This is a genomic window from Bacteroides oleiciplenus YIT 12058 (genome assembly GCF_000315485.1).
GTDB classification, from domain to species: Bacteria; Bacteroidota; Bacteroidia; order Bacteroidales; family Bacteroidaceae; genus Bacteroides; species Bacteroides oleiciplenus.
In genome coordinates this window covers 495,360-521,010 of record NZ_JH992943.1, presented here as the reverse complement: position 1 = coordinate 521,010, position 25,651 = coordinate 495,360, and the positions used below count along the sequence as shown (strand labels likewise).

The 25,651-nt window shown below is 46.9% G+C and carries 21 protein-coding genes; 18 read left to right on the top strand and 3 right to left on the bottom strand.

Translation table 11 applies throughout. The features are described 5' to 3' along the window. The first annotated feature begins 68 nt into the window (after window positions 1-68). The 11 genes from HMPREF9447_RS28525 (at window position 69) to HMPREF9447_RS18380 (ending at window position 12,170) form a co-directional block, all read left to right on the top strand. Window positions 69-164: a smalltalk protein gene (locus HMPREF9447_RS28525; RefSeq protein ID WP_009131283.1), complete on the top strand. Its 96-nt coding sequence runs from the start codon at window positions 69-71 to the stop codon at window positions 162-164. 19 nt (window positions 165-183) lie between these two features. Next, complete coding sequence (locus HMPREF9447_RS18425) at window positions 184-636, top strand: N-acetylmuramoyl-L-alanine amidase (RefSeq protein ID WP_009131282.1); 453 nt, start codon at window positions 184-186, stop codon at window positions 634-636. Between the two features lie 94 nt (window positions 637-730). Beyond that, on the top strand, window positions 731-2,290 hold the full coding sequence (locus HMPREF9447_RS18420) for a hypothetical protein (protein ID WP_009131281.1): 1,560 nt from the start codon (window positions 731-733) through the stop codon (window positions 2,288-2,290). A 23-nt stretch (window positions 2,291-2,313) separates the two neighbouring features. Continuing rightward, complete coding sequence (locus HMPREF9447_RS18415; RefSeq protein WP_009131280.1) at window positions 2,314-2,805, top strand: PaaI family thioesterase; 492 nt, start codon at window positions 2,314-2,316, stop codon at window positions 2,803-2,805. Window positions 2,806-3,216: 411 nt separating this feature from the next. Further along, window positions 3,217-4,071, top strand: coding sequence for an ATP phosphoribosyltransferase (gene hisG / locus HMPREF9447_RS18410; RefSeq protein WP_009131279.1), 855 nt, complete (start codon window positions 3,217-3,219; stop codon window positions 4,069-4,071). A 9-nt stretch (window positions 4,072-4,080) separates the two neighbouring features. Beyond that, window positions 4,081-5,373, top strand: coding sequence for a histidinol dehydrogenase (hisD, locus tag HMPREF9447_RS18405; protein WP_009131278.1), 1,293 nt, complete (start codon window positions 4,081-4,083; stop codon window positions 5,371-5,373). A 38-nt stretch (window positions 5,374-5,411) separates the two neighbouring features. Then, complete coding sequence (hisC, locus tag HMPREF9447_RS18400; RefSeq protein ID WP_009131277.1) at window positions 5,412-6,449, top strand: histidinol-phosphate transaminase; 1,038 nt, start codon at window positions 5,412-5,414, stop codon at window positions 6,447-6,449. A gap of 2 nt (window positions 6,450-6,451) precedes the next feature. Further along, window positions 6,452-7,600, top strand: coding sequence for a bifunctional histidinol-phosphatase/imidazoleglycerol-phosphate dehydratase HisB (hisB, locus tag HMPREF9447_RS18395; protein ID WP_044138449.1), 1,149 nt, complete (start codon window positions 6,452-6,454; stop codon window positions 7,598-7,600). Between the two features lie 211 nt (window positions 7,601-7,811). Further along, window positions 7,812-9,305, top strand: a complete 1,494-nt coding sequence (locus HMPREF9447_RS18390; protein WP_009131275.1) for a TolC family protein — start codon at window positions 7,812-7,814, stop codon at window positions 9,303-9,305. Between the two features lie 123 nt (window positions 9,306-9,428). Further along, the gene (locus HMPREF9447_RS18385; RefSeq protein WP_009131274.1) at window positions 9,429-10,790 is read left to right on the top strand and encodes a sigma-54-dependent transcriptional regulator; all 1,362 of its coding nucleotides are present in this window, start codon (window positions 9,429-9,431) and stop codon (window positions 10,788-10,790) included. 66 nt (window positions 10,791-10,856) lie between these two features. Then, window positions 10,857-12,170: a sensor histidine kinase gene (locus HMPREF9447_RS18380; protein WP_009131273.1), complete on the top strand. Its 1,314-nt coding sequence runs from the start codon at window positions 10,857-10,859 to the stop codon at window positions 12,168-12,170. Between the two features lie 4 nt (window positions 12,171-12,174). Here the strand turns inward: HMPREF9447_RS18380 and aspD are convergent, their stop codons facing one another. Both aspD and aspT read right to left on the bottom strand, forming a co-directional pair. After that, entirely contained in the window at window positions 12,175-13,791 is a 1,617-nt protein-coding gene (gene aspD, locus HMPREF9447_RS18375) for an aspartate 4-decarboxylase (RefSeq protein ID WP_009131272.1), read from the bottom strand. A 139-nt stretch (window positions 13,792-13,930) separates the two neighbouring features. Then, window positions 13,931-15,625, bottom strand: a complete 1,695-nt coding sequence (gene aspT / locus HMPREF9447_RS18370; protein ID WP_044138362.1) for an aspartate-alanine antiporter — start codon at window positions 15,623-15,625, stop codon at window positions 13,931-13,933. A 336-nt stretch (window positions 15,626-15,961) separates the two neighbouring features. On the opposite strand from aspT, the gene HMPREF9447_RS18365 reads away from it, so the two are divergent. The 7 genes from HMPREF9447_RS18365 (at window position 15,962) to HMPREF9447_RS18335 (ending at window position 23,892) form a co-directional block, all read left to right on the top strand. Continuing rightward, complete coding sequence (locus HMPREF9447_RS18365) at window positions 15,962-18,508, top strand: DUF5686 and carboxypeptidase-like regulatory domain-containing protein (protein ID WP_009131270.1); 2,547 nt, start codon at window positions 15,962-15,964, stop codon at window positions 18,506-18,508. Between the two features lie 107 nt (window positions 18,509-18,615). After that, window positions 18,616-19,905, top strand: a complete 1,290-nt coding sequence (locus HMPREF9447_RS18360; RefSeq protein WP_009131269.1) for an inositol-3-phosphate synthase — start codon at window positions 18,616-18,618, stop codon at window positions 19,903-19,905. A 101-nt stretch (window positions 19,906-20,006) separates the two neighbouring features. After that, window positions 20,007-20,480, top strand: coding sequence for a phosphatidylglycerophosphatase A family protein (locus tag HMPREF9447_RS18355; RefSeq protein WP_009131268.1), 474 nt, complete (start codon window positions 20,007-20,009; stop codon window positions 20,478-20,480). Beyond that, entirely contained in the window at window positions 20,465-20,974 is a 510-nt protein-coding gene (locus HMPREF9447_RS18350; RefSeq protein WP_009131267.1) for a GtrA family protein, read from the top strand. Before HMPREF9447_RS18355 ends, HMPREF9447_RS18350 begins: the two co-directional genes overlap by 16 nt. Before the next feature lie 7 nt (window positions 20,975-20,981). Beyond that, window positions 20,982-21,635 (top strand): CDP-alcohol phosphatidyltransferase family protein, encoded by a 654-nt coding sequence (locus HMPREF9447_RS18345; protein ID WP_009131266.1) that lies wholly within the window; start codon window positions 20,982-20,984, stop codon window positions 21,633-21,635. Beyond that, complete coding sequence (locus HMPREF9447_RS18340) at window positions 21,632-22,564, top strand: phosphatase PAP2 family protein (RefSeq protein WP_009131265.1); 933 nt, start codon at window positions 21,632-21,634, stop codon at window positions 22,562-22,564. The genes HMPREF9447_RS18345 and HMPREF9447_RS18340 overlap by 4 nt, the downstream gene beginning before the upstream one ends. Before the next feature lie 146 nt (window positions 22,565-22,710). Next, a complete protein-coding gene (locus HMPREF9447_RS18335) occupies window positions 22,711-23,892 on the top strand; it encodes an iron-containing alcohol dehydrogenase (protein ID WP_009131264.1) in 1,182 nt (393 codons plus the stop codon). Between the two features lie 96 nt (window positions 23,893-23,988). Here the strand turns inward: HMPREF9447_RS18335 and HMPREF9447_RS18330 are convergent, their stop codons facing one another. After that, on the bottom strand, window positions 23,989-25,563 hold the full coding sequence (locus HMPREF9447_RS18330) for an Rne/Rng family ribonuclease (RefSeq protein ID WP_009131263.1): 1,575 nt from the start codon (window positions 25,561-25,563) through the stop codon (window positions 23,989-23,991). Between the last annotated feature and the right edge of the window lie 88 nt (window positions 25,564-25,651).

Below are 25,651 nucleotides of genomic sequence, written 5' to 3'. Positions count from 1 at the left end.
TTGAAAATTAAAAATTAAAGGCTGCGCGGTGGGAGGGAGTTATAACTAATAACCAATCATTAATTATTATGAAGAAAATAACCTGGGATGCAATTTTGAAAGTAGTAATCGCTGTAGCTTCTGCTCTATTGGGGGCATTGAGCGCTCATGCGATGACGGTCTAATTTTGGAGGAGATGATAGGATGAGAAAAATTGATTTGATTATTATTCACTGTTCCGCTACAAGGGCAGACAGTGATTTCAGTGCCCACGATGTGGATATTGCCCATCGCTACAGAGGCCTTTCATCATGGGGGTATCATTATTATATCCGCAAGTCGGGGCTAGTGGAACTAATGAGGCCCGAAGATGTGCCGGGAGCACATGCACGCGGATATAATGCGGATAGTATCGGGGTGTGTTATGAGGGTGGACTGGATGTGAACGGTCGTCCTGCCGACACGCGTACATCCCGGCAGACGGAGGCGATGCATCGTCTTGTTTCCACTTTGTTGCAAAGTTATCCGGAAGCCAAGGTGGTGGGGCATCGGGATTTGAGTCCTGACAGGAATTATAACGGTATCGTTGATCCGTGGGAAAGGATAAAGGAATGTCCTTGTTTCGAAGTAAAAGCAGAGTTTCAGGACGTTGGATAAAGGGAGGCGGGAAGTAAAAAACTTCCCGTCTTTTTTTGTGCGTGCCGAAGTATTGTTACATTTGTGGCAACGTTATTGAAAAAGACTATTGAATATGAGATTTTTTGAGGAGTATAAAATATTTGTTTCTTTCCTGTTGCTGACCATAATTCCGGCTGCGCTTCGTGCCGGAGATTATCCGGGCGTTAAAAATATACGTACAGTGGTTTATGAGCCTGTATTGAAGGATACTTCATGGGTGACGGGTAAGGTGGTGGATTATATTCAGTTTGTGAAGTATGACAGCAAAGGTCGGGAAGTGGTGGAGAACAGGCTGAAACCGGACGGCAGTCCGCATGGCAAGCTGGTATATCTCTATAATGCCGACGGACAGGTGTCCCGTGAAATTTATGCTACGGCAGAGAGGGGAGTGAGTGACTGCTGGGACTATACATATGATGAAAAAGGCCGTCTGAACTGTATTGTCTTTATGGACGGGCAGGGAGATACCATTAGGATAGTTTCTGCCTTGTATAATGAAGAAGGAAAGGTGCTGAAGAAATATAATCACGATTATAAAAAGGGTTCCACGTGGGGAAGGCAAATCATGTATAGTGTGGACGGACAGCCGGAACAAGTGGTGATATTGCATGGTTCGGACGAAAAAATGGAGCGCTTGAGAGAATTCTCCGTAGAGAAATGGGATACGACAGTCTTGAAAAGGATGGGTGTGCTGCATATGGGGAAGCTGAGAGTAGTGAAAGAGGATGAGAAGAAGAACCCTATAAGAAAAATAGACGAAGCGGGCAACTGGACGGAGAGATTTGAAGGCTGCGGAGAAGACGGAGAACCGAAATTCATTGTTTGCCGGGATATAGAATATGCCGGTAGTGGAAATGACCGGGAGAAATTGCCTGTGCATGGTAAAGTGAAGAAGGTGCGGCAGAATTCGTATGTGGCTGTGCCGAAAGGTGCGCAAGCTGTGGACAAGGGAGAAAAGAAAGGGCTGTTCTTTGTATGTGAATTTGATGAAAACGGGCGGAAGACCCGGGAAGAAGTATTCTCGGAAACGGGGGTGCCTACAAAGAATATCCGGTATGAATATGATGAAAATGGCAATTTATCTAAAGAAAGTTATTATACTCCGGCAAATGAGCTGACGGGAAGCAAGAATTATCTGTATGACAAGGAGGGCCGTTTGAAGCACTGTTCGGTATTGGATGGAAAAGGGCAAGCGGTGCGGAGAGATGTGTTCCGTTATGATTTGGAGGGAAATCCGGTGCAGGAAGTGGGCTATAAGGCAGATGGAACAAAATGTCAGGAATTCCGTTATATATATGATTCCTATGGGCAGCAAGTGGAGCGCAAAGTGCTTGTCCGGCCCGAAGGAGATGAACCGGTTTATCCGGTCCGGAGAGCGTATAATTTCCAGGGGCGCATTGTGGGAGAGGAGTATTTGCTGTCTCCCGGAACGGGAAGTAATGTGTATACGTATCGGTACAATGCGAAAGGTGAGATGATTTCGGGCACGGAACGGCTCGACGGGCAAACGGAGGAAACGAAGTATGTCTATAAATTCCACAAAGACGACCGTGGCAACTGGAAAATCAGGATTAAGTATGTGAATGATGTGCCTGTAGTGTACGAAGAACGCGAGTATGTATATTATGAATAAAACTATATAAAAAGCAAGACTGTATGAAGAAGATTATCAATCCGTGGAAAGACCTGGAAGGATACAACTGTTTCGGTTGTGCTCCTAATAATGAGGCTGGTGTGAAAATGGAGTTTTATGAGGATGGCGATGAGGTGGTGAGCATCTGGAAGCCGCGTCCGGAGTATCAAGGTTGGGTCAAGACGTTGCACGGCGGAATTCAGTCGGTGTTGCTTGACGAGATTTGTGGCTGGGTGATAATCCGTAAGTTGCAGACTACCGGGGTGACCTCGAAGATGGAAACTCGTTTCCGCAAGTCGGTGTCTACCACAGATTCGCATGTGGTGTTGCGGGCGTCCATACGCGAGCAGAAGCGGAATATCGTGATTATCGACGCAAAACTTTATAATGAAGCTGGAGAGGTTTGTACCGAATCGGTATGTACTTATTTCACATTCTCGCAGGAGAAGTCGGAGAAGGAGATGTTTTTCCATCATTGTGACGTGGAACAGGAAGAAATTCTGCCGCTGATTTGATTTTTCACTACAGAGGACACAGAGTTCACAGAGATTCAATATCTGAGAATATAGATTCCCATACAGATAACTTTTTTCCTCTGTGAACTCTGTGCCCTCTGTGGTGAAACTAAGAAAATGATAGTAAAACGAAACTTTTTGTGATAATTCTTTGGAAGTTTCAAACAGATAGTTTACTTTTGTCGCATCAAAACAAAAGAATCGTATGAAAAATATTGTTGCACATCATCACCATCATCATTACCTGACGAATAATCGGTAGGCGTATGGTTGTATGTGCATAAATTGAAGATACAATGAATGACGAGGCTTGCCGGATAATGGCAGGCCTCGTTTTTTTGTTTTTGGGAGTTTAGTTAAGTCTAGTTTAGTTTTTGTAAATGGTTAAATCGTAAAATTATAAATAAAGTTATGTTATTAAGAATTGCAGTACAAGCTAAAGGCCGTCTCTATGATGAGACGATGTCATTTCTGGGAGAGTCGGATATAAAACTGAGTGTAATGAAACGTTCGTTGCTGGTACAGTCGTCCAATTTCCCTATTGAAGTATTATTTCTTCGTGATGATGATATTCCGCAGTCGGTGGCTACGGGAGTGGCAGATATCGGTATCGTGGGTGAGAATGAATATGTGGAGAAGAATGAGAATGCAGAAATCATCAAGCGTCTCGGATTCAGTAAGTGCCGTCTGTCGCTGGCTATTCCGAAGGATATAGAGTATCCCGGTGTGCAGTGGTTCGAAGGGCGTAAGATTGCTACGTCTTATCCGGGAATTCTTTCTACTTTCCTGAAAACTCAGGAAGTAAATTCGGAGATACATGTTATCACGGGTTCGGTGGAAGTGGCACCGGGTATCGGACTGGCGGATGCGATTTTTGATATTGTAAGTTCCGGTTCTACGCTGGTGAGCAACCGGTTGAAAGAAGTGGAAGTGGTGATGAAGTCGGAGGCACTGCTGATTGGTAACCGGAATTTGTGTGCGGAGAAAAAAGAGATTCTGAAAGAGTTGCTTTTTCGTATGGATGCAGTGAAGACGGCGGAAGATAAGAAGTATGTGTTGATGAATGCGCCGAAAGAACGTTTGGAAGAAATCATTCAGGTGCTTCCGGGGATGAAGAGCCCTACGGTGATGCCGCTGGCACAGGAAGGCTGGTGCTCAGTGCATACGGTGTTGGATGAGAAATGTTTCTGGGAGATTATCGGAAAGTTGAAGTCGCTGGGGGCGGAAGGTATTTTGGTGTTGCCGATTGAGAAAATGATATTGTAAGGAAAGGGTATGAAATTAATAAATAATCCGGATAAATCACAATGGGCGGAGATACTGAAACGTCCGGTGATGAATACTGAGAATCTGTTCGATACGGTGCGGGAGATTATAGACCGCGTGCGTGCAGAGGGCGACCGTGCGGTGCTGGAGATGGAAGCGAAGTTCGATAAAGTGGAACTGACATCGCTGGTGGTGACGGAGGCGGAACTGAAAGAAGCGGAGACGCTGGTGGACGAAAAGCTGAAAGAGGCTATTCGTCTGGCTAAACAGAACATAGAGACTTTTCATGCTGCCCAGCGCTTTGAAGGCAAGAAGGTGGAAACCATGCCCGGCGTGACGTGCTGGCAAAAGGCGGTGGCTATTGAAAAGGTGGGTTTGTACATCCCCGGAGGAACGGCTCCACTGTTCTCTACTGTGCTGATGCTGGCTGTGCCTGCAAAGATAGCGGGTTGCAGGGAGATTGTGCTTTGCACACCACCGGACAGGGAAGGACGGGTGCATCCCGCCATTCTTTTCGCCGCACAAGTGGCAGGTGTGAATCGGATATTCAAGGCAGGCGGCGTACAGGCTATTGCTTCAATGGCTTACGGAACGGAAAGTGTGCCGAAGGTTTACAAAATATTCGGTCCAGGAAACCAGTATGTAACGGCTGCGAAGCAGTTGGTCAGCCTGCGTGACGTAGCGATTGATATGCCTGCCGGACCATCGGAAGTGGAAGTGCTGGCGGACGAGACCGCGGACCCGATATTTGTGGCTGCGGACTTGCTGAGCCAGGCGGAACACGGTGTGGATAGTCAGGCTATGCTGATTACGACTTCCGAAGCATTGCAGCAGGCTGTGAAAGCGGAAGTGGAGCGCCAATTGGAACTCCTGCCACGTAAGGAAATTGCGGAGAAATCTCTTGCCAACAGTAAGCTCATTGTGGTGAAGGATATGGAAGAGGTGCTGGAACTGACGAATGAATATGCCCCCGAACACCTGATAGTGGAGACTGCGGATTATATGCAGGTTGCGGAGCGTGTGGTGAATGCAGGTTCTGTATTCCTAGGTTCGCTCTCACCGGAAAGTGCAGGGGATTATGCATCGGGAACGAATCATACTCTGCCCACTAATGGCTATGCGAAAGCGTATAGCGGTGTGAGCCTCGACAGTTTTATCCGTAAGATTACATTCCAGGAAATCCGTCCGGAAGGGATGAAGAATATCGGTCCGGCTATTGAAGAGATGGCGGCGAACGAGCATCTGGATGCACATAAGAATGCGGTAACCGTAAGACTTGGTAAATTGAAAATTGAAAATTAAAAAATAAGAGAATTCGATTGTAAATCGTAAATGAAATTATGAGAACATTGCAAGAACTGACCCGTCCGAATATCTGGAAACTGAAACCTTACTCTTCGGCACGTGATGAATATAAAGGTGCGGTTGCATCGGTGTTTCTCGATGCCAACGAGAATCCGTATAACCTGCCGCACAACCGTTATCCCGACCCGATGCAGTGGGAGCTGAAAATGGAACTTTCGAAAATCAAGAAAGTGTCTCCCGAACATATCTTTCTGGGAAATGGTAGTGATGAGGCCATCGATCTCGTGTTCCGTGCATTTTGTGAACCGGGACGTGATAATGTAGTGGCTATCGATCCTACTTACGGCATGTATCAGGTGTGTGCCGATGTGAATGATGTGGAATACCGCAAGGTGTTGCTCGACGAGCATTTCCAGTTCTCGGCGGACAAGTTGCTGGCGGCTGCGGATGAACGGACGAAACTGATTTTCCTGTGCTCGCCCAACAATCCTACGGGGAATGACTTGCTGCGTAGCGAAATAGAGAAAGTGTTGCGTGAATTTGAAGGACTGGTGATTCTGGACGAGGCATACAATGATTTCTCTGCTTCTCCTTCGTTCTTGCAAGAATTGGATAAATATCCCAATCTGGTGGTGTTCCAGACGTTTTCCAAAGCATGGGGATGTGCAGCTATCCGTCTGGGAATGGCGTTTGCTTCTACAGATATTATCGGTATTCTGAGTAAGATAAAATACCCCTATAATGTGAATCAACTCACTCAGAAACAGGCAATAGAGATGTTGCACAAGTATTATGAGATAGAGCGTTGGGTGAAGAGGCTGATTGAGGAGCGTGACGAGCTGGCTAAACGCTTTGCCGAGCTACCTCTGACGGTAGAGGTATTCCCCTCGGATGCCAACTTCTTCCTGGCTCGGGTGACGGATGCGGTGAAAATCTACAATTATCTGGTAGGTGAAGGAATCATTGTCCGCAATCGTAATTCTATTTCACTTTGTGGCAACTGCCTGCGTGTGACGGTGGGAACACGGATGGAGAATGATAAATTGATGGAAGCGCTGGAAAAATACAAATGAGTATGAAGAAAGTATTATTTATAGACCGTGACGGGACATTGGTGATAGAGCCGCCCGTCGACTACCAGTTGGATTCGCTGGAAAAGTTGGAATTCTATCCTAAAGTGATGCGTAATCTCGGTTTTATCCGCAGCAAACTGGATTTTGAGTTTGCGATGGTAACCAACCAGGATGGGCTGGGCACAACATCTTTCCCGGAAGAAACCTTCTGGCCGGCGCATAACCTGATGATGAAAACCCTGGAAGGGGAAGGAATCACCTTTGATGAAATCTTCATCGACCGCAGTATGCCGGAGGATAATGCTCCCACGAGGAAGCCGCGCACAGGGATGCTGACCAAATATCTGAGTAATCCGGACTATGACCTGGCGGGCAGCTTCGTTATCGGTGACCGTCCTACGGATGTGGAACTGGCGAAGAATCTGGGATGCCGGGCTATTTTCCTGCAAGATGACACCACGTTGTTGAAACCTGTATCGGAAGGCGGTGCGGCAACTTGCGAAGGACTGGAATCTGTGTGTGCCTTGGTTACGAAAGATTGGGATAAAGTAGCCGAATTCCTTTTTGCCGGAGAACGGACAGCGGAAGTGAGGCGCACAACGAAGGAGACGGATATCTTTGTCTCCCTGAATCTGGACGGGAATGGCGCCTGCGATATACATACCGGGCTGGGCTTCTTCGACCATATGCTGGAACAAATAGGCAAGCATGGCGGACTGGACCTGACCATCCGCGTGAAAGGTGACCTGGAAGTGGACGAGCATCATACGATAGAAGATACAGCGATTGCCTTGGGAGACTGCATCTATCAGGCATTGGGCAACAAGCGTGGCATCGAACGTTATGGCTATGCCCTGACTATGGATGATTGCCTCTGCCAGGTGTGTCTGGACTTCGGCGGCCGTCCGTGGCTGGTGTGGGATGCGGAGTTCAACCGTGAGAAGATAGGAGAGATGCCGACAGAGATGTTTTTGCATTTCTTCAAGTCGCTGAGCGATGCCGCCAAGATGAATCTGAATGTGAAAGCGGAAGGGCAGAATGAACATCATAAGATAGAAGGCATCTTCAAAGCACTGGCACGTGCGATAAAGATGGCGGTGAAACGAGATATCTATCATTTTGAGTTACCAAGTAGCAAAGGGGTACTTTGATTAGTGATTAAGGGTTAGTGATTAGTGATTAGCACCATGCGGCATTACAGTGCAGCCTGCTAATCACTAATCACTAACCCTTAATCACTAAATTACCGTTCATAAATGGACAACCTCACTGTCCGAAAACGAACACTTACCCCCGCCCAGAGGGCTTCTGCCGCTTTGGCACACTCTTTGCTTTTCTGTTTATAACAATTTTTAGATAAACATGAAAAGAAATATTTTACTCGCAGCTTACATGCTATTTCCGTTCGCCGCTTTTGCACAGAACGATACATTGACAAACGAACGCGAACGTCTTATCACTTTAAACGAAGCGATAGCTTTGGCACGTACACAGTCAGTGGATGCCGCCGTAGCACTGAACGAATTGAAAACTGCCTACTGGGAATATCGTACTTTCCGTGCAGACCTCTTGCCGGAGGTGAACCTGAACGGTACATTGCCCAATTACAATAAATCTTACAGTCGCTATCAGAACTCGGATGGTACTTACTCCTTCGTGCGCAACAACACGCTGGGACTTTCCGGAACTCTCTCCATCGACCAGAACTTATGGTTCACTGGTGGTAGACTGTCGCTTGCATCTTCCCTCGAATACATCAAGCAACTGGGTTCCGGGGGAGATAAACGGTTCATGTCTGTTCCCGTCAGCCTTGAATTGACGCAACCTATCTTTGGAGTGAACAGCTTGAAATGGAACCGCCGCATTGAGCCTGTGAGGTATGCTGAGGCAAAAGCCGCCTTCATCACTGCTACGGAACGGGTGACGATGACGACTATCACCTATTTCTTCAACTTGTTGCTGGCAAAGGAGAATCTGAATACTGCCCGTCAGAATAAAATGAATGCCGACCGTCTGTATGAAGTGGCGATAGCTAAACGCAAAATGGGGCAAATCTCTGAGAATGACCTGTTGCAGTTGAAACTGAATGCCCTGCAAGGTAAGGCAGACGTGACGGAAGCGGAAAGTGACCTGAATGCGAAAATGTTCCAGTTACGTTCGTTCCTCGGACTGTCGGAAGATGAAAACTTGAATCCGATGTTGCCGGAATCTGCACCGGATATAAAGATGGAATATGACCTTGTTTTGAACAAATCTTTGGAGCGCAACTCATTTGCACAGAATATCCGCCGCCGCCAGTTAGAGGCTGATTTTGAAGTAGCCACGGCTCGTGGAAATCTGCGTAGCATTGACCTTTTTGCCAGTGTGGGATATACGGGGCAGGACAGAACCCTTACGTCTGCTTATCAGGATCTGCTCGATAACCAAATTGTGCAGGTGGGCGTCAAAATTCCTATTCTGGACTGGGGCAAGCGTCGCGGAAAGGTGCGTGTGGCAAAGAGTAACCGTGAAGTGGTACTTTCCAGAATCCGTCAGGAACAGATGAACTTTAACCAGGATATTTTCCTGTTGGTAGCTAACTTTAATAACCAGGCGCAACAGCTTAGCATTGCCCAGGAGGCCGATGGCATTGCCGAGAAACGCTATAAAACCAGTGTGGAGACCTTCTTGATAGGTCAAATCAGTACGCTGGACTTGAACGATGCACAGAATTCGAAAGATGCGGCAAGACAAAAGCATATTTCCGAGCTCTATTACTATTGGTACTATTTCTATCAGATCCGCAGTCTGACGCTTTGGGATTTTGAGCGTAATTGTGAGTTGGAAGCTGACTTTGACGACATTGTGAGAGGATAATTTCACCACAGAGGACACAGACGACACAGAGGAAAAGAAAATATATTGAAAAAACTCTGTGTCCTCTGTGTCCTCTGTGGCGAAAATAGTTATTTTTGCAAACCATAAAACAACGAAAACCTTATGATACTGATAATCGACGATGATAGTGCCGTGCGTTCTTCCCTCAGTTTTATGCTGAAACGTGCAGGATATGTAGCTCAAACCGTTCCCGGACCGCGCGAAGCAATGGATGTGGTTCGTGCCGAAGCACCTTCCCTCATTCTGATGGATATGAACTTCACGCTTTCCACCACCGGAGAAGAAGGTTTGACTTTGCTGAAACAAGTGAAGGTGTTCCGTCCCGATGTACCCGTTATCCTGATGACGGCGTGGGGCAGCATTCAACTTGCCGTGCAGGGCATGCAGGCAGGTGCGTTCGATTTCATCACGAAGCCGTGGAACAATGCCGCCTTGCTACAACGCATCGAGACAGCCCTTGAACTGACTGCCGCTCCGAAAGATGCGCAGGAAGAGCAGAGCGAAACGCTGAACCGCAGCCATATCATCGGAAAGTCACAAGGACTGATGGAAGTGCTGAATACGGTAGCCCGCATTGCCCGCACCAATGCCTCGGTACTGATTACCGGTGAGAGTGGAACAGGTAAGGAGCTGATTGCGGAAGCCATCCACATCAATAGTCAGCGGGTGAAACAACCGTTCGTAAAAGTTAATCTGGGCGGTATTTCGCAAAGCCTTTTCGAGAGTGAAATGTTCGGTCATAAAAAAGGCGCCTTTACGGATGCCACCACCGACCGCGTCGGCCGCTTCGAACTGGCAAACAAAGGTACCATCTTCTTGGACGAAATTGGTGATCTTGACCCTTCCTGTCAGGTGAAGTTGCTTCGTGTGCTTCAGGATCAGACTTTTGAAGTGTTGGGTGACAGCCGTCCCCGCAAGACGGATATTCGCGTGGTGTCTGCCACGAATGCAGACCTCCGCAAGATGGTGTCGGAACGCACTTTCCGTGAAGATTTATTCTATCGTATCAACCTGATAACCGTTAAGCTGCCCTCTTTGCGTGAGCGTCGTGAGGACATTCCTTTGTTGGCGCGTCATTTTGCCGACCGCCAGGCAGAGGTGAACGGATTGCCCCGTACAGAGTTTTCGGCAGATGCCCTGAACTTCCTTTCCCGTTTGCCTTATCCGGGAAATATCCGCGAATTGAAGAACCTTGTGGAACGCACCATCCTTGTCAGTGGAAAGTCGACACTGGATGCCACGGACTTTGATGCGCAGTACCTGCGCCACGATGATCCGGTGAAGGCTTCGGATTCTTCATCACTGGCAGGTATGACGCTGGACGAGATTGAACGTCAGACTATTCTGCAAGCTCTGGACCGCCATAAGGGAAATCTCAGCCAGGTGGCTATGACGCTCGGCATCAGCCGTGCTGCGCTTTACAGAAGGTTGGAAAAGTTTAATATAACGGTTAGTGATAAGTGATGAGTGCTTAGCAGGCTTTATCATTAACAGATTATCACTAATCACTAACCATTAATCACTAACAACGTGAGAATAAAGTTCTATTTCTCCATACTTGTCCTTTTCCTTTTGGGTTTGGGCGGGGTGCTTATCTACTTGGCAAAAGGGATACAGCCGTTACACCTCTATATTGTAGAGGGTATCATCGCATTTATCCTGGTGTTCCTGATAATCTTCTATCGCAAAATAGTGAAGCCGATGAATATCATCGGCAGCGGTATGGAACTGTTGCGTGAACAGGATTTCAGCAGCCGGCTCAGCAAAGTAGGCCAATACGAGGCGGACCGCATTGTGAATGTGTTCAACCGTATGATGGAGCAATTAAAGAACGAACGTCTGCGCTTACGCGAACAGAACCATTTTCTGGATTTGCTTATCCAGGCATCACCGATGGGCGTTGTCATCACTACGCTGGATGGAGAAGTATCCCAACTCAATCCGATGGGATTGAAAATGATGGGGGTACACCTGGAAGAGGTGATGGGCAAAAAGATGGAGAGCATAGATTCTCCTTTGGCTGAGGAACTTGCCACCATCCCTAAAGATCACACCTCTGTGGTGCGGCTGAATGATGCGAATATTTATAAATGTACTCACTCTTCTTTTATTGACAGGGGATTTCATCATCCTTTTTATCTGATAGAAAAGATGACGGAAGAAGTGATGCGTGCCGAGAAACGTGCGTATGAAAAGGTGATTCGTATGATTGCGCACGAGGTGAATAATACGACAGCGGGTATTACGTCCACACTCGATACCGTGGAACAGGCACTTTCTACGGAAGAGGATATGGAGGACATTTGCGATGTGATGCGGGTTTGTACGGAACGTTGCTTCTCCATGAGCCGTTTCATCACTCGTTTTGCCGATGTGGTGAAGATTCCTGAACCGACCTTGGCTCCTGTGAAAGTGAATGAACTGGTGTCTATGTGTAAACGCTTTATGGAGGGAATGTGCAATGACCGGAATATCCTCCTCTGGCTGGAATGTGACCCGAAGGTGGAGCCGGTGCGTCTGGATGCTTCTCTTTTGGAACAGGTGCTGGTGAATATTATCAAGAATGCTGCGGAAAGCATAGAGCATGCGCCTGAAGGAACCATTAAGCAAGGAAGGGTAGTGGTGCGTACGATTGCGCCTACGACGATTGAAATTGTGGATAATGGGCCGGGTATAACAAAAGAGACTGAAGCAAAGCTCTTCAGTCCCTTCTTCTCCACCAAACCGAACGGGCAGGGAATCGGCTTGGTGTTTATCCGCGAAGTCTTGACGCGTCATGGCTGTACGTTCTCACTGCGCACGTATAGCGATGGTTTGACGCGATTCCGCATAATATTTCCATAAATCATTATTTAGTTTTTTTCCAATCCTTCGCATACTCGTCAAGTATCCTTTTGATTCCTTGTCCGATGACTGCGTAATCCTTTTCGTTCAGATTGGCAAGCGAAGCACGTATACTCCATTCCGGACCGTCGAAGCCGCCGCCATTGAGCAAAACAAGGGATGTCTCCTTCGCCAGTCGGAACACGACGTTCAGCGGGCTGTAGGTGTGTTTCAGATAGTCTACAAACTCATCTCCGTAGAATTTCTTTGCCCATACCAGCATGTCGATTTCCGTATAATATCCCACGCGAAGCGGGTCTTTCAGCAACGTAAATCCGGTGTTATCCCACAAGGCATGCAGACGTCTTTCAATAATCTCCATCATCTTCTGTTTATACTTGTTTTCCTTGTCCAGCAAGGCAAAGGAAGCGAACAGGCTCATTTGCATCTGTTGAGGTAATGACAGCCCTGCAGTGTGGTTAAGTGCTACCTGGCGACTGTCGGCCACCATGCGATCGATGAACTTTAACTTTGCAGGCTCCAGCGTGAGGCTTGAATAGCGGCGGTTCAGTTCCTCGCGCTTCTCTTTCGGCAGACGGGCAATTTGTTTATCAAAAATATTATCTTCGTGCAGGGCGATGACAGCATCGCGCCAACCCGTAGCTCCAAAGTATTTGGAGAAGGAATACACGCAAAGCGTATTATGCGGCAGTTCCGCCATGAACGAACGGAAGTGCGGACTGAATGTGCCATACACATCATCCGTGATGACCATCAGGTTCGGATTATCATTTTTTACAATATTGACAATGCGTGCCATCGTCTCCGGGCTGAGGGCGTAACTGGGCGGATTGCTGGGGTTGGTGACAAAGAGTGCTTTGACAGACGGGTCTTTCAGGCGGTCGATGTCTTCATCATTGTATTGCCAGAGATGGAAACCATCGTCCGTCATGCGGTTGGCATGTATCTCGGTCATGTTGAATTGGTAACGGTTCAGTTGTGGTATTTCAATGTAAGGGGTGAAGACCGGAACCATGAGAAAGATGCTGTCTCCCTTGTCAAGGAGGAAATTCTCCTGCAAAGAGTCGAAGACATAGCACATAGCGGCGGTGCCGCCTTCAGTGGCGAAGAGATCGTAAGTGCCACGTGGCGGACGGTTGTCGCACATTTCTTGTGCCAGATAATCTTGAACCAGTATTTCGGTGAAGTGCAGAATACGGTCGGGCACGGGATATTGGTCGCCGATGATGGCTTCCGCCCATTCGTGTACCAGTGAGTCGGGGTCGGCGGCATGCTGCATCAACAGATAGTTGTAGGTTTGTTCCAGAAGTTGGGCACCGTGGGCGGCATTGTTCTTTTTGAGGAATGCTTCGAAGCGGGAGGCAATGCCGGATTTTTCGGGAATACCGGCGATACCTTCGGGAAGGTTCATCACGCGACGGCATTCTTCCAGGCCGAACTGTCCCAGCAGGAAGAAGGCTTCGCGTGGGGTGGTGGCTATCCAGTTGGGGTTACCGCGCCCGGCATTCAGCATGGTGCGGGCGGTTTTCTTCAGGCTTTCGTCGGCCATATCAATGAGACGGTTCTTCAACTCGAAAGGGCTGATGGTCTCCATTTTCTTTTCAAAATTCTTGGTATCCATATAGTTAAGTTTAAGTTTGTATTATATCATTTCTTTGAGGGCGATAAACTAATCTTCGGAGTGCAAGAAACTAATTTCTTGCATCGCGGAGATTAGTTTTGTGCAGGCCGTAGATTCTTTGCTTCCTGCACGACCGGAGTTAAACCAGGAGCACAATGGCAACACCCCATATTATTAATAAGGTGTTACCTACGGCATACGTCACCGTATAACCCAGCGCAGGCGTCTCACTCTCTACGGCATCTTGTATGGCACCCAGTGCGGCTGTCGTGGTGCGTGCTCCGGCACAGCATCCCAGGGCAATGGCGGGATGGAACTTGAAGACGTACTTTGCAAGCAGTAAACCTATGATTAGCGGTAGGGTAGTGGCTACGGCGCCTACAATGAACAAACTGAGTCCCACATCCCGGAAACCTTGCACGAAACTCGGTCCGGCGGCAATGCCCACTACGGCGATGAACATATTCAATCCTACATTATTCAGTACCCACAGCGATGCTTCGGGAATACGACCGAACGTAGGGTGCTTACTGCGCAGCCAGCCAAAGAATAATCCGGCTATCAATGCGCCACCACTTGTGCTCAGGCTGATGGGGACACCGCCGATGTGGATGGACAGTGCACCGAACAGACCACCTATCAGGATGCCCAAGCCTACGAATATCATATCTGTTTGATGGGTTGGTCGGTCAACATAACCTATGCGTACGGCAGCACTTTCCACTTCTTGTTTGGTGCCTACCACTTCGATGACGTCACCGGCATCCAGCTTGGTTTGTGCCAATACGGGAATTTCAATTCCTGCCCGCTTGATGCTGCGGATGCTGACACCGTGCATGAATTTCTGTCTGCGGATATTGGCTACCGTCTTTCCGGCAAATGTCTTTTTGGTGATTGTGACGGGCAAGGTTTCTGCGGGGAAGTCGAGTAACTGCGCGTCCTGCACTTCTTCACCTATCCAGTCTTCTTCACCGATGACGTATTCACGGCGTCCGCTAAGTACGACCTCATCTCCTATTTCCAGTATGGTGTTCGGGCTTACTTCGCGGACAATACCTTTTTTGCGCAGGCGTTCCACGAACAAGCGTTTGTCGTGTTGCTGGAAGTAGACTTCCAGATCTATCACACGGCGGCCCGGTTTGAACCATTCATTCTCAACCTTATATGCGCGGAAAGTCACGGGACGGGCAGCGTGCATGAAGCCCGGTTCGTCGGCTTCGGAACTGCCCATTTTGGCTTCCAGTTCCTTGCAGGCGGCTTTCACTTTCTCCAGTCCGCCCAAGAGTTTGGGGCCGAGGGTGGAGAGTACCCAAGCTGAACCTGCCGTACCGAAGACGTAAGTCACGGCATAAGATACGGGGATGATATTGATATAACTCTGCCGTTGCGCTTCGGTGAGTCCCATGTTTGCCATGGTGTCTTCGGCTACTCCGATAACGGCTGAGATGGTTTGTGAGCCGGCTAAGAGTCCGGCTGCTTCCCCCGGATTGTAGCCCATCAGTAGGGCAAGAAGCCAGGTTACGACCAGTACGGACACACACATCAGTACGGCAAAGCCGACCTGTGGAAGTCCGTCCTTTTTCAGTCCGCGGAAGAATTGCGGGCCTACTTTGTAGCCGACGGCAAACAGGAAGAGTAGAAAGAATACGGATTTGATGGGACCCGGTACGTCAATGTTCAGTTGGCCTACCAATACGCCTACAAGCAATACACTTGTGACCGTTCCCAGACTGAACTTCCCGATACGCAGCTTGCCCAGCCAGAACCCCAGAAACAGGGTGAGGAATATGGCAAGTTCGGGGCGCTCCCTGAGCTGGTTTATTATCCATTCCATAATTAAGTTGTTTAGGTTGTTAATTGTTTTTTCGATGCTTCTCTGCGTCGTTTCACTTATACAACAGCTTATAAAAGGAAGTGTTTTGGGCAAAAGTGGTTTTTTAGAACATTTATTGAGTAAAACTGAACTTTCTAAAAGAGTTTTCTTTTGTACCTTTGCCCACTCAAAAAAAAGGATAAATGATAATTTAGCGAAGCGGAGCTTCGTTTAGTGATTAGCGTTTAGTGATTAGTGATAAGCGCCATGCGGAATAATAGCGCAACCCACTAATCACTAATCACTAAACGCTAATCACTAATAAATTATCATTTATCCTTCAATACAAAAACAGGTATGCGTTTTACTTTTTTAAGGATTTTTCTACTCATCAGCCTTTGCTGGATGAGTCTGCCCCTATGGGCGCAATATATGGTACAAGGTGTTGTTACAGACTCGTTAACCCGTGAGCCTCTGCCTTACACATCTGTGTACCTGAAAGGTACTACCGAGGGAGGTATGACCGATGACAAAGGAAATTTTTCTTTCAAAACGTATCGTGCCCAGGCTGTGCTGGTTATTTCTGCCGTTGGATACAATGAGTACACTCGCCTCATTCACCCGGCACGCAATGTGCGTTTTAACATCGCCCTTTCTCCGGCAACGTATGCCCTGAACGAGGTGGTGGTGAAACCGAAACGGGAACGATATAAAAAGAAAGATAATCCAGCTGTGGAGTTTGTGAAACAAATGATTGAGCACCGGGATGATTACTCACCCAAAGAGTTGGACTTCTGGCAACGAGACCGCTATGAAAAGATGACCTTTGCCATCAATAATTTCGACAGCGTGAAGCAACAGAAATGGCTTTATCGCAAATTTAAGTTCCTGACGGATTACGTGGATACTTCCGCCGTTACGGGAAAGCCCGTGCTTGCCGTTTCCAACCGCGAGTTGCTGGCTACGGATTATTACCGTAAATCGCCCAAAAGTGAGAAGCAGCGTGTGTATGCCCGCCGACAGGCCGGTGTGGACGAAATGCTTTCGCAGCAAGGTATGGAACAAGCCATCAGCGTCACAATGACGGACGTGGATATTTACGAGAATAACATCACGTTGTTCACCAACAAGTTCGTCAGCCCGTTGTCTTCCTTAGGCCCTTCTTTTTATAAATATTACCTCATGGACACGCTCACTATAGCAGGTCAGCCTTGTGTGGATCTGACCTTTGTTCCCTTCAACTCCGAATCGTTCGGTTTTACAGGCCATCTTTACGTCACACTGGACAGCACCTATTTCGTGCGTCGTGCCACCATGAATTTTCCGCAGAAAATCAATCTGAACTTTGTGGATTACATGTCTTTGGAGCAGAATTTCACTCGCGGTGAAGACGGCACACGACAGCTTGCGGATGAGCATATCACTACCGAGTTCAAACTGGTTGATAATAGTGATGGTATTTATGCCAAGCGGGACGTGTACTACAGAAATTATGTCTATGAGCCTTCCGAAGATGCTCTGACTGCTTTCAGAAAACCGGAGAAAGTGATTGAACCTTCCGAAGCCGCGCATCGCTCTGAGGCTTATTGGGATGATAACCGGCAGGTGGAAGTAAGCAAGAAAGAAACCTCTGTGGATAAAATGATGGCGCAACTCCGTACCTATCCCGTTTATTACTGGACGGAGAAGACGTTGAAGGTTCTCTTCACCGGATATATACCTGCGCCGAAAGAAAAAGAGCCTCTGTTCTATATAGGTATGATGAATACCACTATCAGCGGGAATACCCTGGAAGGCGTGCGTCTGCGTGCAGGAGGCATGACGACGGCGTGGCTGAATCCACACCTATTTTATAAGGGATATATGGCTTATGGTTTTGACGACCACCGTTTGAAAGGTATGGCGGAAGTGGAATATTCTTTCCATAAAAAGAAGGAGTATGCCAATGAATTTCCGATTCATTCTTTGAAAGCGAGATATACATCGGATGTCAATCAGTATGGGCAACATTATTTGTATACGAGTCAAGATAACGTCTTTCTGTCCTTGAAACGTCAGAAAGACGACCGCATCGGTTATCAGCGTAAAGCCGAACTGACTTATACGAATGAATTTTATTCTGGTTTCTCTTTCCAGCTTACGAGCCGTTTCCGGCAGGATGAGTCTTCTTATCTCATCCCTTTTCTGAGGCAGGATGAGATGGCAACACCGGTGGAGCAGATATCAAATGCTGAGTTTGAAGTAAAGTTGCGTTATGCACCGAATGAGAAATTCTTTCAGACGCAATGGAACCGTTTCCCGGTTTCGCTGGATGCCCCGGTTTTTTCGCTATCGCATACGGTGGCTGCAAAGGGAGTGTTGGGAGGCGATTACACTTATCATTATACGGAGGCCGGCTTCCAGAAGCGTTTTTGGTTCTCGGCTTTCGGATACACGGATGTTATCTTGAAAGCAGGAAAAGTTTGGAACAAAGTACCTTTCCCGTTACTGATAATTCCAAACGCCAATCTTTCTTATACCATCCAGCCGGAGTCTTATACGCTGATGAATGCTATGGAGTTTATGAACGATGAATATGCTTCGTGGGATGTAACTTATTACCTTAATGGCTTTTTGTTTAACCGTGTTCCGCTACTGAAAAAGTTGAAATGGCGCGAAGTCCTTTCCTTTCGCGGTTTGTACGGCAATTTGAGCGACAAGAATAACCCGTCGGTCAGCAATGACCTGTTCCGTTTCCCTGCCACAACCTCTTTTATGGGGGATACCCCGTATATGGAAGTGGGCGTCGGTGTAGAAAATATTTTGAAGGTTATCCGCCTCGATTATGTCTGGCGATTAACTTACAGAAATCTGCCCGGAATTGATAAATCCGGCCTTAGAATTAGTCTACACATGACGTTTTAACTTAAATCTTACTAATAGAACATTAAATCGGATAAAATGACGAGTCTCAATTGAACAAAATAGCCTAAATTTGAGCAATTTTTTAAACTTTAAAAGATACAATGGCAATGAAAGAAAACATTAAGCCGGCAACTGGTCGTTTGGGTGTACTGGTAGTCGGAGTGGGTGGTGCGGTCTCAACGACCATGATAACAGGTACGTTGGCTGCTCGCAAAGGGCTGTCAAAGCCGATAGGCTCTATTGCACAGATGGCCACAATACGCATGGAGAACAACGACGAAAAACTAATCAAGGACGTAGTGCCTTTGGTTGATTTGAACGACATTGTTTTTGGCGGATGGGATATTTTCCCTGATAACGCTTATGATGCTGCGATGTATGCGGAGGTCTTGAAAGAGAAAGACCTGAACCTCGTGAAGGAGGAATTGCAGGCTATCAAACCGATGCCCGCAGCTTTTGACCATAACTTTGCAAAGCGTTTGAACGGTACGTATATTAAGGATGCAGCTACCCGTTGGGAAATGGTAGAGCAACTGCGCGAAGATATCCGTAAGTTCAAAGCTGCCAACAACTGCGAGCGTATCGCTGTGTTGTGGGCTGCAAGTACCGAAATCTATGTTCCGTTGTGCAAAGAGCACGAGTCTCTCGCTTCGCTGGAAGCAGCGATGAAAGCGAACAACACGGAAGTGATTTCTCCGAGTATGTGTTATGCTTATGCAGCTATCGCTGAAGGTGCTCCGTTCATCATGGGTGCGCCTAACTTGTGCGTAGATACTCCGGCCATGTGGGAATTCTCCAAGAAGATGAATGTGCCCATTTCCGGTAAAGACTTCAAGAGCGGTCAGACACTGATGAAAACAGTGCTTGCACCGATGTTCAAGACTCGTATGCTGGGTGTAAGCGGTTGGTTCTCTACCAACATTCTGGGTAATCGCGACGGCGAAGTGCTCGATCAGCCCGAAAACTTCAAGACGAAGGAAGTCAGCAAGTTGTCTGTTATCGACAACATCCTTGAACCGGAAAAATATCCCGATCTCTACGGTGATGTTTACCACAAGGTTCGTATCAACTATTATCCTCCCCGCAAAGACAATAAGGAAGCATGGGACAACATTGATATCTTCGGATGGATGGGTTATCCGATGGAAATCAAAGTTAACTTCCTGTGCCGCGACTCTATCCTTGCAGCGCCTATCGCACTCGACCTCGTTATCTTCAGTGACTTGGCATTGCGCGCAGGCATGTCTGGCATCCAGACCTGGTTGTCATTCTTCTGCAAGAGTCCGATGCATGACTTTGAGAATGAGCCGGTACACGACCTGTTCACTCAATGGAGAATGGTGAAAGAAACAATCCGCACGATGGTGGGTGAAAAATCACCGAGCTATCTGGATTAATAAATAATAATAAGGTGATAAGGTGGTAGAGTGATAAAGTGGTAATATACTTTATCGCTTTATCACCTTACCGCTTTATCACTTTTTTATATCTTTTTTCAATGAAGAAACCTTCATTCTTCCCTGTTCTTATAGGCACGGGCTTTGGCTCGGGCTTTTCTCCTTTTGCTCCGGGCACGGCGGGCGCTTTGTTGGCTACGCTTGTCTGGTTCGGGCTTGCTATGTTTATATCAGAAACATGTCTGTTGTGGATCACTGTTGCACTGGTATCGTTGTTCACCGTGGCCGGTATATGGGCTACCGACCGTTTGGAACCCTACTGGGGCGAAGACCCTTCGCGCGTGGTGGTGGATGAAATGGTGGGCGTGTGGATAACGCTTTTGGCGGCTCCGGCAGGTCACGTATGGTATGGAGTGGCAGCATTTGCACTGTTCCGCTTTTTTGATATTCTGAAACCGCTGGGCATCCGGCGGATGGAAAAATTGCCGGGCGGTGTGGGAGTGATGATGGACGATGTGCTGGCAGGAGTGTATGGTTTTATTGTTTTAATAGTGGTGAGATGGCTGATAGAATAGAAGAAAAGAGTCGGTTTGCCGGTTGGCGTAGGGAAGCGTGGCTTTTTATGAAGGCACAACTCTCTGCACAGATAGCGACTGTGATTGATTTTCTGATTACTATTCTTTTGGTAAAATTATTCGGTATCTATTATTTGTATGCCACATTCATTGGTTCCGTGATTGGTGGCATTGTCAATTGTGTAATCAACTATGAATGGGTATTCAAGGCAGAGGATTGCAAAAAGATACATGTAGGATTGAAGTATTTTATTGTTTGGGGTGGGAGCATCCTGATTAATACATGGGGTACTTTTGCCTTGACGGAATGGCTGGCACGGATGAAGTGGGTGAACGGATTGTTGGGATATTACGTCTACGATGTGTTTATCTTGTCTAAGATTACTGTAGCCTTGCTGGTTGCATTCTTCTGGAACTATTATCTGCAACGGTTTTTCGTTTACCGGAACCACAACTTAAAAAGATTTCTGAAACAACGTTTGGAACATAAATAGGATGAACATGAATTATAGAGATTGGCTGCAACAGGTGATATACAAGATTATCAACCCCCTCGTGCGTGGCATGATTAAAATAGGCATTACGCCTAACTTTATTACTACTACCGGACTGGTGCTCAACATTGTGGCTGCTGGTGTATTTATTTATGCAGGGTTATTCACAGATGCCGAAGAAGACCTTTCTCTGGTGGGCTGGATGGGAGGACTCATACTTTTTGCCGGACTGTTTGATATGATGGATGGTCGTGTGGCACGTTTGGGCAACATGTCTTCTACGTTTGGCGCTTTGTATGATTCGGTGCTCGACCGTTACAGTGAACTGTTTACTCTGTTTGGCATTTTTTATTATCTCATATTGCAGGGATATCTGATAGGTTCTATTATCACGTTTCTTGCTTTGATTGGTTCGCTGATGGTGAGTTATGTACGTGCACGTGCCGAAGGGCTGGGGTTGGAGTGCAAAGTGGGTATCATGCAGCGTCCCGAACGAGTAGTGCTGACCGCTTTGGGAGCCCTGTTCTGTGGCATCTTCTCCGATTGCACGCTTTTCGACCCGATGTTGATATTGATTATTCCTTTGGCAGTGATTGCCGTATTAGCTAATCTGACAGCTTTTGTCCGTCTGGCACATTGCTATAAACTTTTGAATAAATGATAAAAAGATATTTTCCTCCGGTGAGAGAAACGGTGTTGGTAGTGGTCATAACATTTGTTTTCCTGTTATTGACGGCTGCTTGTATCGGACTCCGCCCGGAGCATTTCCTGATGGCGGGTTTGTTTTTTGTTTTGTTTTTTGCAGGGAAGACAACCCGTAAACTGGCAGTAGCGTTACTGCCTTTTATTATTTTTGGCGTTTCTTATGACTGGATGCGGGTATATCCCAATTATCAGGTGAATCCTATTGATGTGCAGGGCTTATATGAAGCAGAGAAATCCCTTTTCGGCATATCGGTGAATGGGGTTACGCTTATTCCTTGCGAATATTTTGCTATACACCATTGGTCTGTTGCCGATTTCTTTGCAGGTGTGTTTTATCTTTGTTGGGTACCTGTGCCTATTGCTTTCGGCTTGTGGCTTTATCTGAAAGGAGACCGCCGGATGTATCTGCGCTTTGCAATGGTTTTTCTGCTTGTAAATCTGATTGGTTTTGCGGGATATTATATTCATCCTGCGGCACCGCCCTGGTATGCCATGAATTATGGTTTCGAAGCTATGCTGGATACTCCCGGAAATGTAGCGGGGCTGGGACGCTTCGATGAGTTGATGGGATGCACTATTTTTAATTCAATCTATGGGCGTAATGCCAATGTATTTGCTGCTGTGCCTTCATTGCATGCGGCGTATATGGTTGTAGCGTTGGCTTATGCAATAATGAATCGTTGCAAGGGTTGGCTGATAGCATTATTTGCCTTTATCATGGTGGGCATCTGGTGTACGGCGGTTTATTCGGGACATCATTATTTGATTGATGTTCTGCTGGGGATATCTTGCGCACTGCTGGGTATCTTGGTTTTTGAAAAAGGGCTGATGAAGTGGGGAGCGTTCAAGCGTTTCTTTGAAAGGTATAGTAAATACGTTGAATGATAATTTAGCGAAGCGGAGCTTCGTTCAGTGATTAGTGTTTAGTGATTAGTGATAAGCGCCATGCGGAATAATAGCGCAGCCTACTAATCACTAATCACTAAACGCTAATCACTAATAAATTATCATTTATATATAACATATGAATCATGAATAATTTTGTTTTTTATAGTCCTACCGAATTCGTCTTCGGTAAAGCAACAGAAATGCAAGTTGGTACACTGGCGCGGAAGCACGGTGCGCGGAAGGTGATGATTGTGTATGGTGGCGGCTCTGTGGTGCGGAGCGGCTTGCTGGATAGGGTGAAGCAGTCTTTGTTGGAAGCAGGGATTGAATATTGTCTAATGGGTGGCGTACAACCCAATCCGGTAGATACGAAGGTATATGAAGGTATTGACTTTTGCCGTCGTGAGCAGGCTGATATGTTGTTGCCTGTAGGTGGCGGTTCCGTTATTGACACGGCAAAGGCCATAGCCGCGGGTGTACTCTATAATGGTGATTTCTGGGATTTTTATATTGGTAAAGCCAAAGTGAAGAAAGCCTTGAAAGTGGCTGTAGTCCTGACTATTCCTGCTGCCGGCAGTGAAGGTTCCGGTAATACTGTTATTACCAAATTGGACGGCTTGCAGAAACTTAGCCTGCGTGTGCCCGAAGTTCTACGTCCGGTGTTTTCTATCATGAATCCGGAACTGACCTATACTTTGCCGCCTTTCCAGACTGCCTGTGGTGTAGCTGATATGATGGCACACATCATGGAACGTTATTTCACTAATACGCAAGAGGTGGAGATTGGTGACCGTCTTTGTGAAGGTACTTTGATGGCTATCATTAACGAAGCTCCCAAGGTTATGAAGAATCCCGAGGATTATGGTTCGCGTGCCAATCTAATGTGGGCTGGCATGATTGCTCATAACGGGACGTGTGGCGTGGGCTGCGAAGAAGACTGGGCTTCTCACTTTCTGGAGCATGAAATCAGTGCGATTTATGGCGTTACCCACGGTGCAGGATTATCCGTAATCTTCCCTGCATGGATGACGTGGATGGTGGAACATAATGTAGATAAGATTGCCCAATATGCCGTTCGTGTTTGGGGCGTTTCAGAGTCGGGAGATAAGAGAACAGTGGCTCTTGAAGGTATCAGTAAACTGAAAGCTTTCTTTAGCTCTCTGGGGCTTCCTGTGACGTTTAGGGAACTGGGCATTGAGAATCCTGATATTGACCGTCTGGCGGACAGTCTGCACCGTAATAAGGGAGAGCTCGTAGGTAATTATGTGAAACTGACGAAACAGGATAGTAAAGAGATATATCGGCTGGCATGTATAAACGAATGATTATTGTGTCTCTATAAAATGCGGCGGGTTTTTCGAAAAAAGCGGCGGAAGAATAAAAAAGACGGCGAAGTTTCTAAATTACTTCGCCGTCTTTTTTTATTTAATCTCGATTTCTTCCTTCATGTCAATCTCTTCCCCTTGCGGGTCGTAGAATTCATATTCCAGGAACGCAAGTTTCTGGCTTGGAATAATCTTAATACCAAATCCGTATTTCATCTGCCACTTCCGTTTCAGGGAAACAAGCCCCTGATTGATGTAAGCAGCGATATACGGGTGGATGTGTAACGAGAATTTCTTAATCTTCAATTTGTTGACTAAGTAGTCAATTTTACTCTCTAAAGTATCCGTAAAGAGGATAGACGACTTGATTGTGCCTTTTCCGAAACAGGTGGGACAGATTTCTGTGGTATTGACATCCATTGCCGGGCGCACACGCTGGCGGGTAATTTGCATCAGACCGAATTTGCTGAGCGGTAGGATGTTATGTCTTGCCCTGTCTTTCTGCATGTTGGCACACATACGTTCGTAAAGCTTTTGTCTGTTTTCGGCTTCATTCATATCGATGAAGTCCACCACAATGATACCACCCATATCTCTCAGTCGCAGCTGGCGAGCCAGTTCGTCGGCAGCTCCCAGATTCACTTCGAGTGCGTTAGCCTCCTGTCCGTTGGCATTTTTGGTGCGGTTACCGCTGTTCACGTCTACTACGTGAAGCGCCTCAGTATGCTCAATAATCAGGTAGGCACCACTCTTATATGAAACCGTCTTTCCAAACGAAGACTTGATTTGCTTGGTGATACCAAAATTGTCATAAATAGGGAGTTGGCCTTTATACAGCTTCACAATTCCTGCCCGTTCAGGGGCGATGAGTGCTACGTAATCCCTGATTTCGTGGAACACAGCTTCGTCGTTGACGTGAATGTTCTCGAAGGAGGGATTGAATAAGTCGCGCAGTAAGCCTACGGCACGGCTAGTTTCTTCGTAAATCAATGTAGGGAATTTGGTGGCTTTCTGTATTTTGGTAACAGCGTCTTCCCAATGTTTTAATAAAACTTTAAGCTCTCCGTCGAGCTCGGCCACGCGTTTTCCTTCGGCAACAGTGCGGACGATAACACCGAAGTTCTTCGGTTTGATGCTCATCAACAGTTGTTTGAGGCGGGCGCGTTCTTCGCTCGATTTAATTTTTTGTGATACGGAAACCTTGTCGTTGAAAGGTATCAGCACCAGGTATCTTCCGGCAAATGAGATTTCGGAAGTCAGGCGCGGCCCTTTGGTCGAGATAGGCTCCTTGACAATCTGCACCACTACTTCTTGTCCCACCTTGAGTGTGTTGGCTACGGTGCCATCCTTTTCAAGATCGGGAAGTATGGTTGCCTTAGTGATTTGGGGTAACTTCTTTTTGTCGCTTAAAGTTTGCTTTACGTACTTTTCTAATGAGTTAAATTGAGGACCTAAGTCCAGATAATGAAGAAAAGCATCTTTCTCGTAACCCACGTCCACGAAGCAGGCATTCAGGCCGGGCATCAATTTCTTGATTCGTCCTAAATACATATTGCCCACTGAGAAGGAGAGATTTCTTCCTTCACTTTGCAGTTCCACCAGGCTCTTGTCTTCGAGCAGGGCGATGGAGACTTCTTTGGGCTGTACGTCTACAACGAGTTCGCTTGTCACAATTATTTTTGCTTTTTTAGGTTCAAGTTTACAAAGGAGTGAAGTTTACGAATTGACAAGAGGAAATGTTTTGCAACAATCCTCCTTG

Coding starts and splice junctions, on each gene's coding strand:
- HMPREF9447_RS28525 (WP_009131283.1), top strand. CDS start 69: ATGAAGAAAATAACCTGGGATGCAATTTTGAAAGTAGTAATCGCTGTA.
- HMPREF9447_RS18425 (WP_009131282.1), top strand. CDS start 184: ATGAGAAAAATTGATTTGATTATTATTCACTGTTCCGCTACAAGGGCA.
- HMPREF9447_RS18420 (WP_009131281.1), top strand. CDS start 731: ATGAGATTTTTTGAGGAGTATAAAATATTTGTTTCTTTCCTGTTGCTG.
- HMPREF9447_RS18415 (WP_009131280.1), top strand. CDS start 2,314: ATGAAGAAGATTATCAATCCGTGGAAAGACCTGGAAGGATACAACTGT.
- hisG (WP_009131279.1), top strand. CDS start 3,217: ATGTTATTAAGAATTGCAGTACAAGCTAAAGGCCGTCTCTATGATGAG.
- hisD (WP_009131278.1), top strand. CDS start 4,081: ATGAAATTAATAAATAATCCGGATAAATCACAATGGGCGGAGATACTG.
- hisC (WP_009131277.1), top strand. CDS start 5,412: ATGAGAACATTGCAAGAACTGACCCGTCCGAATATCTGGAAACTGAAA.
- hisB (WP_044138449.1), top strand. CDS start 6,452: ATGAAGAAAGTATTATTTATAGACCGTGACGGGACATTGGTGATAGAG.
- HMPREF9447_RS18390 (WP_009131275.1), top strand. CDS start 7,812: ATGAAAAGAAATATTTTACTCGCAGCTTACATGCTATTTCCGTTCGCC.
- HMPREF9447_RS18385 (WP_009131274.1), top strand. CDS start 9,429: ATGATACTGATAATCGACGATGATAGTGCCGTGCGTTCTTCCCTCAGT.
- aspD (WP_009131272.1), bottom strand. CDS start 13,791: ATGGATACCAAGAATTTTGAAAAGAAAATGGAGACCATCAGCCCTTTC.
- aspT (WP_044138362.1), bottom strand. CDS start 15,625: ATGGAATGGATAATAAACCAGCTCAGGGAGCGCCCCGAACTTGCCATA.
- HMPREF9447_RS18365 (WP_009131270.1), top strand. CDS start 15,962: ATGCGTTTTACTTTTTTAAGGATTTTTCTACTCATCAGCCTTTGCTGG.
- HMPREF9447_RS18360 (WP_009131269.1), top strand. CDS start 18,616: ATGAAAGAAAACATTAAGCCGGCAACTGGTCGTTTGGGTGTACTGGTA.
- HMPREF9447_RS18355 (WP_009131268.1), top strand. CDS start 20,007: ATGAAGAAACCTTCATTCTTCCCTGTTCTTATAGGCACGGGCTTTGGC.
- HMPREF9447_RS18350 (WP_009131267.1), top strand. CDS start 20,465: ATGGCTGATAGAATAGAAGAAAAGAGTCGGTTTGCCGGTTGGCGTAGG.
- HMPREF9447_RS18345 (WP_009131266.1), top strand. CDS start 20,982: ATGAATTATAGAGATTGGCTGCAACAGGTGATATACAAGATTATCAAC.
- HMPREF9447_RS18340 (WP_009131265.1), top strand. CDS start 21,632: ATGATAAAAAGATATTTTCCTCCGGTGAGAGAAACGGTGTTGGTAGTG.
- HMPREF9447_RS18335 (WP_009131264.1), top strand. CDS start 22,711: ATGAATAATTTTGTTTTTTATAGTCCTACCGAATTCGTCTTCGGTAAA.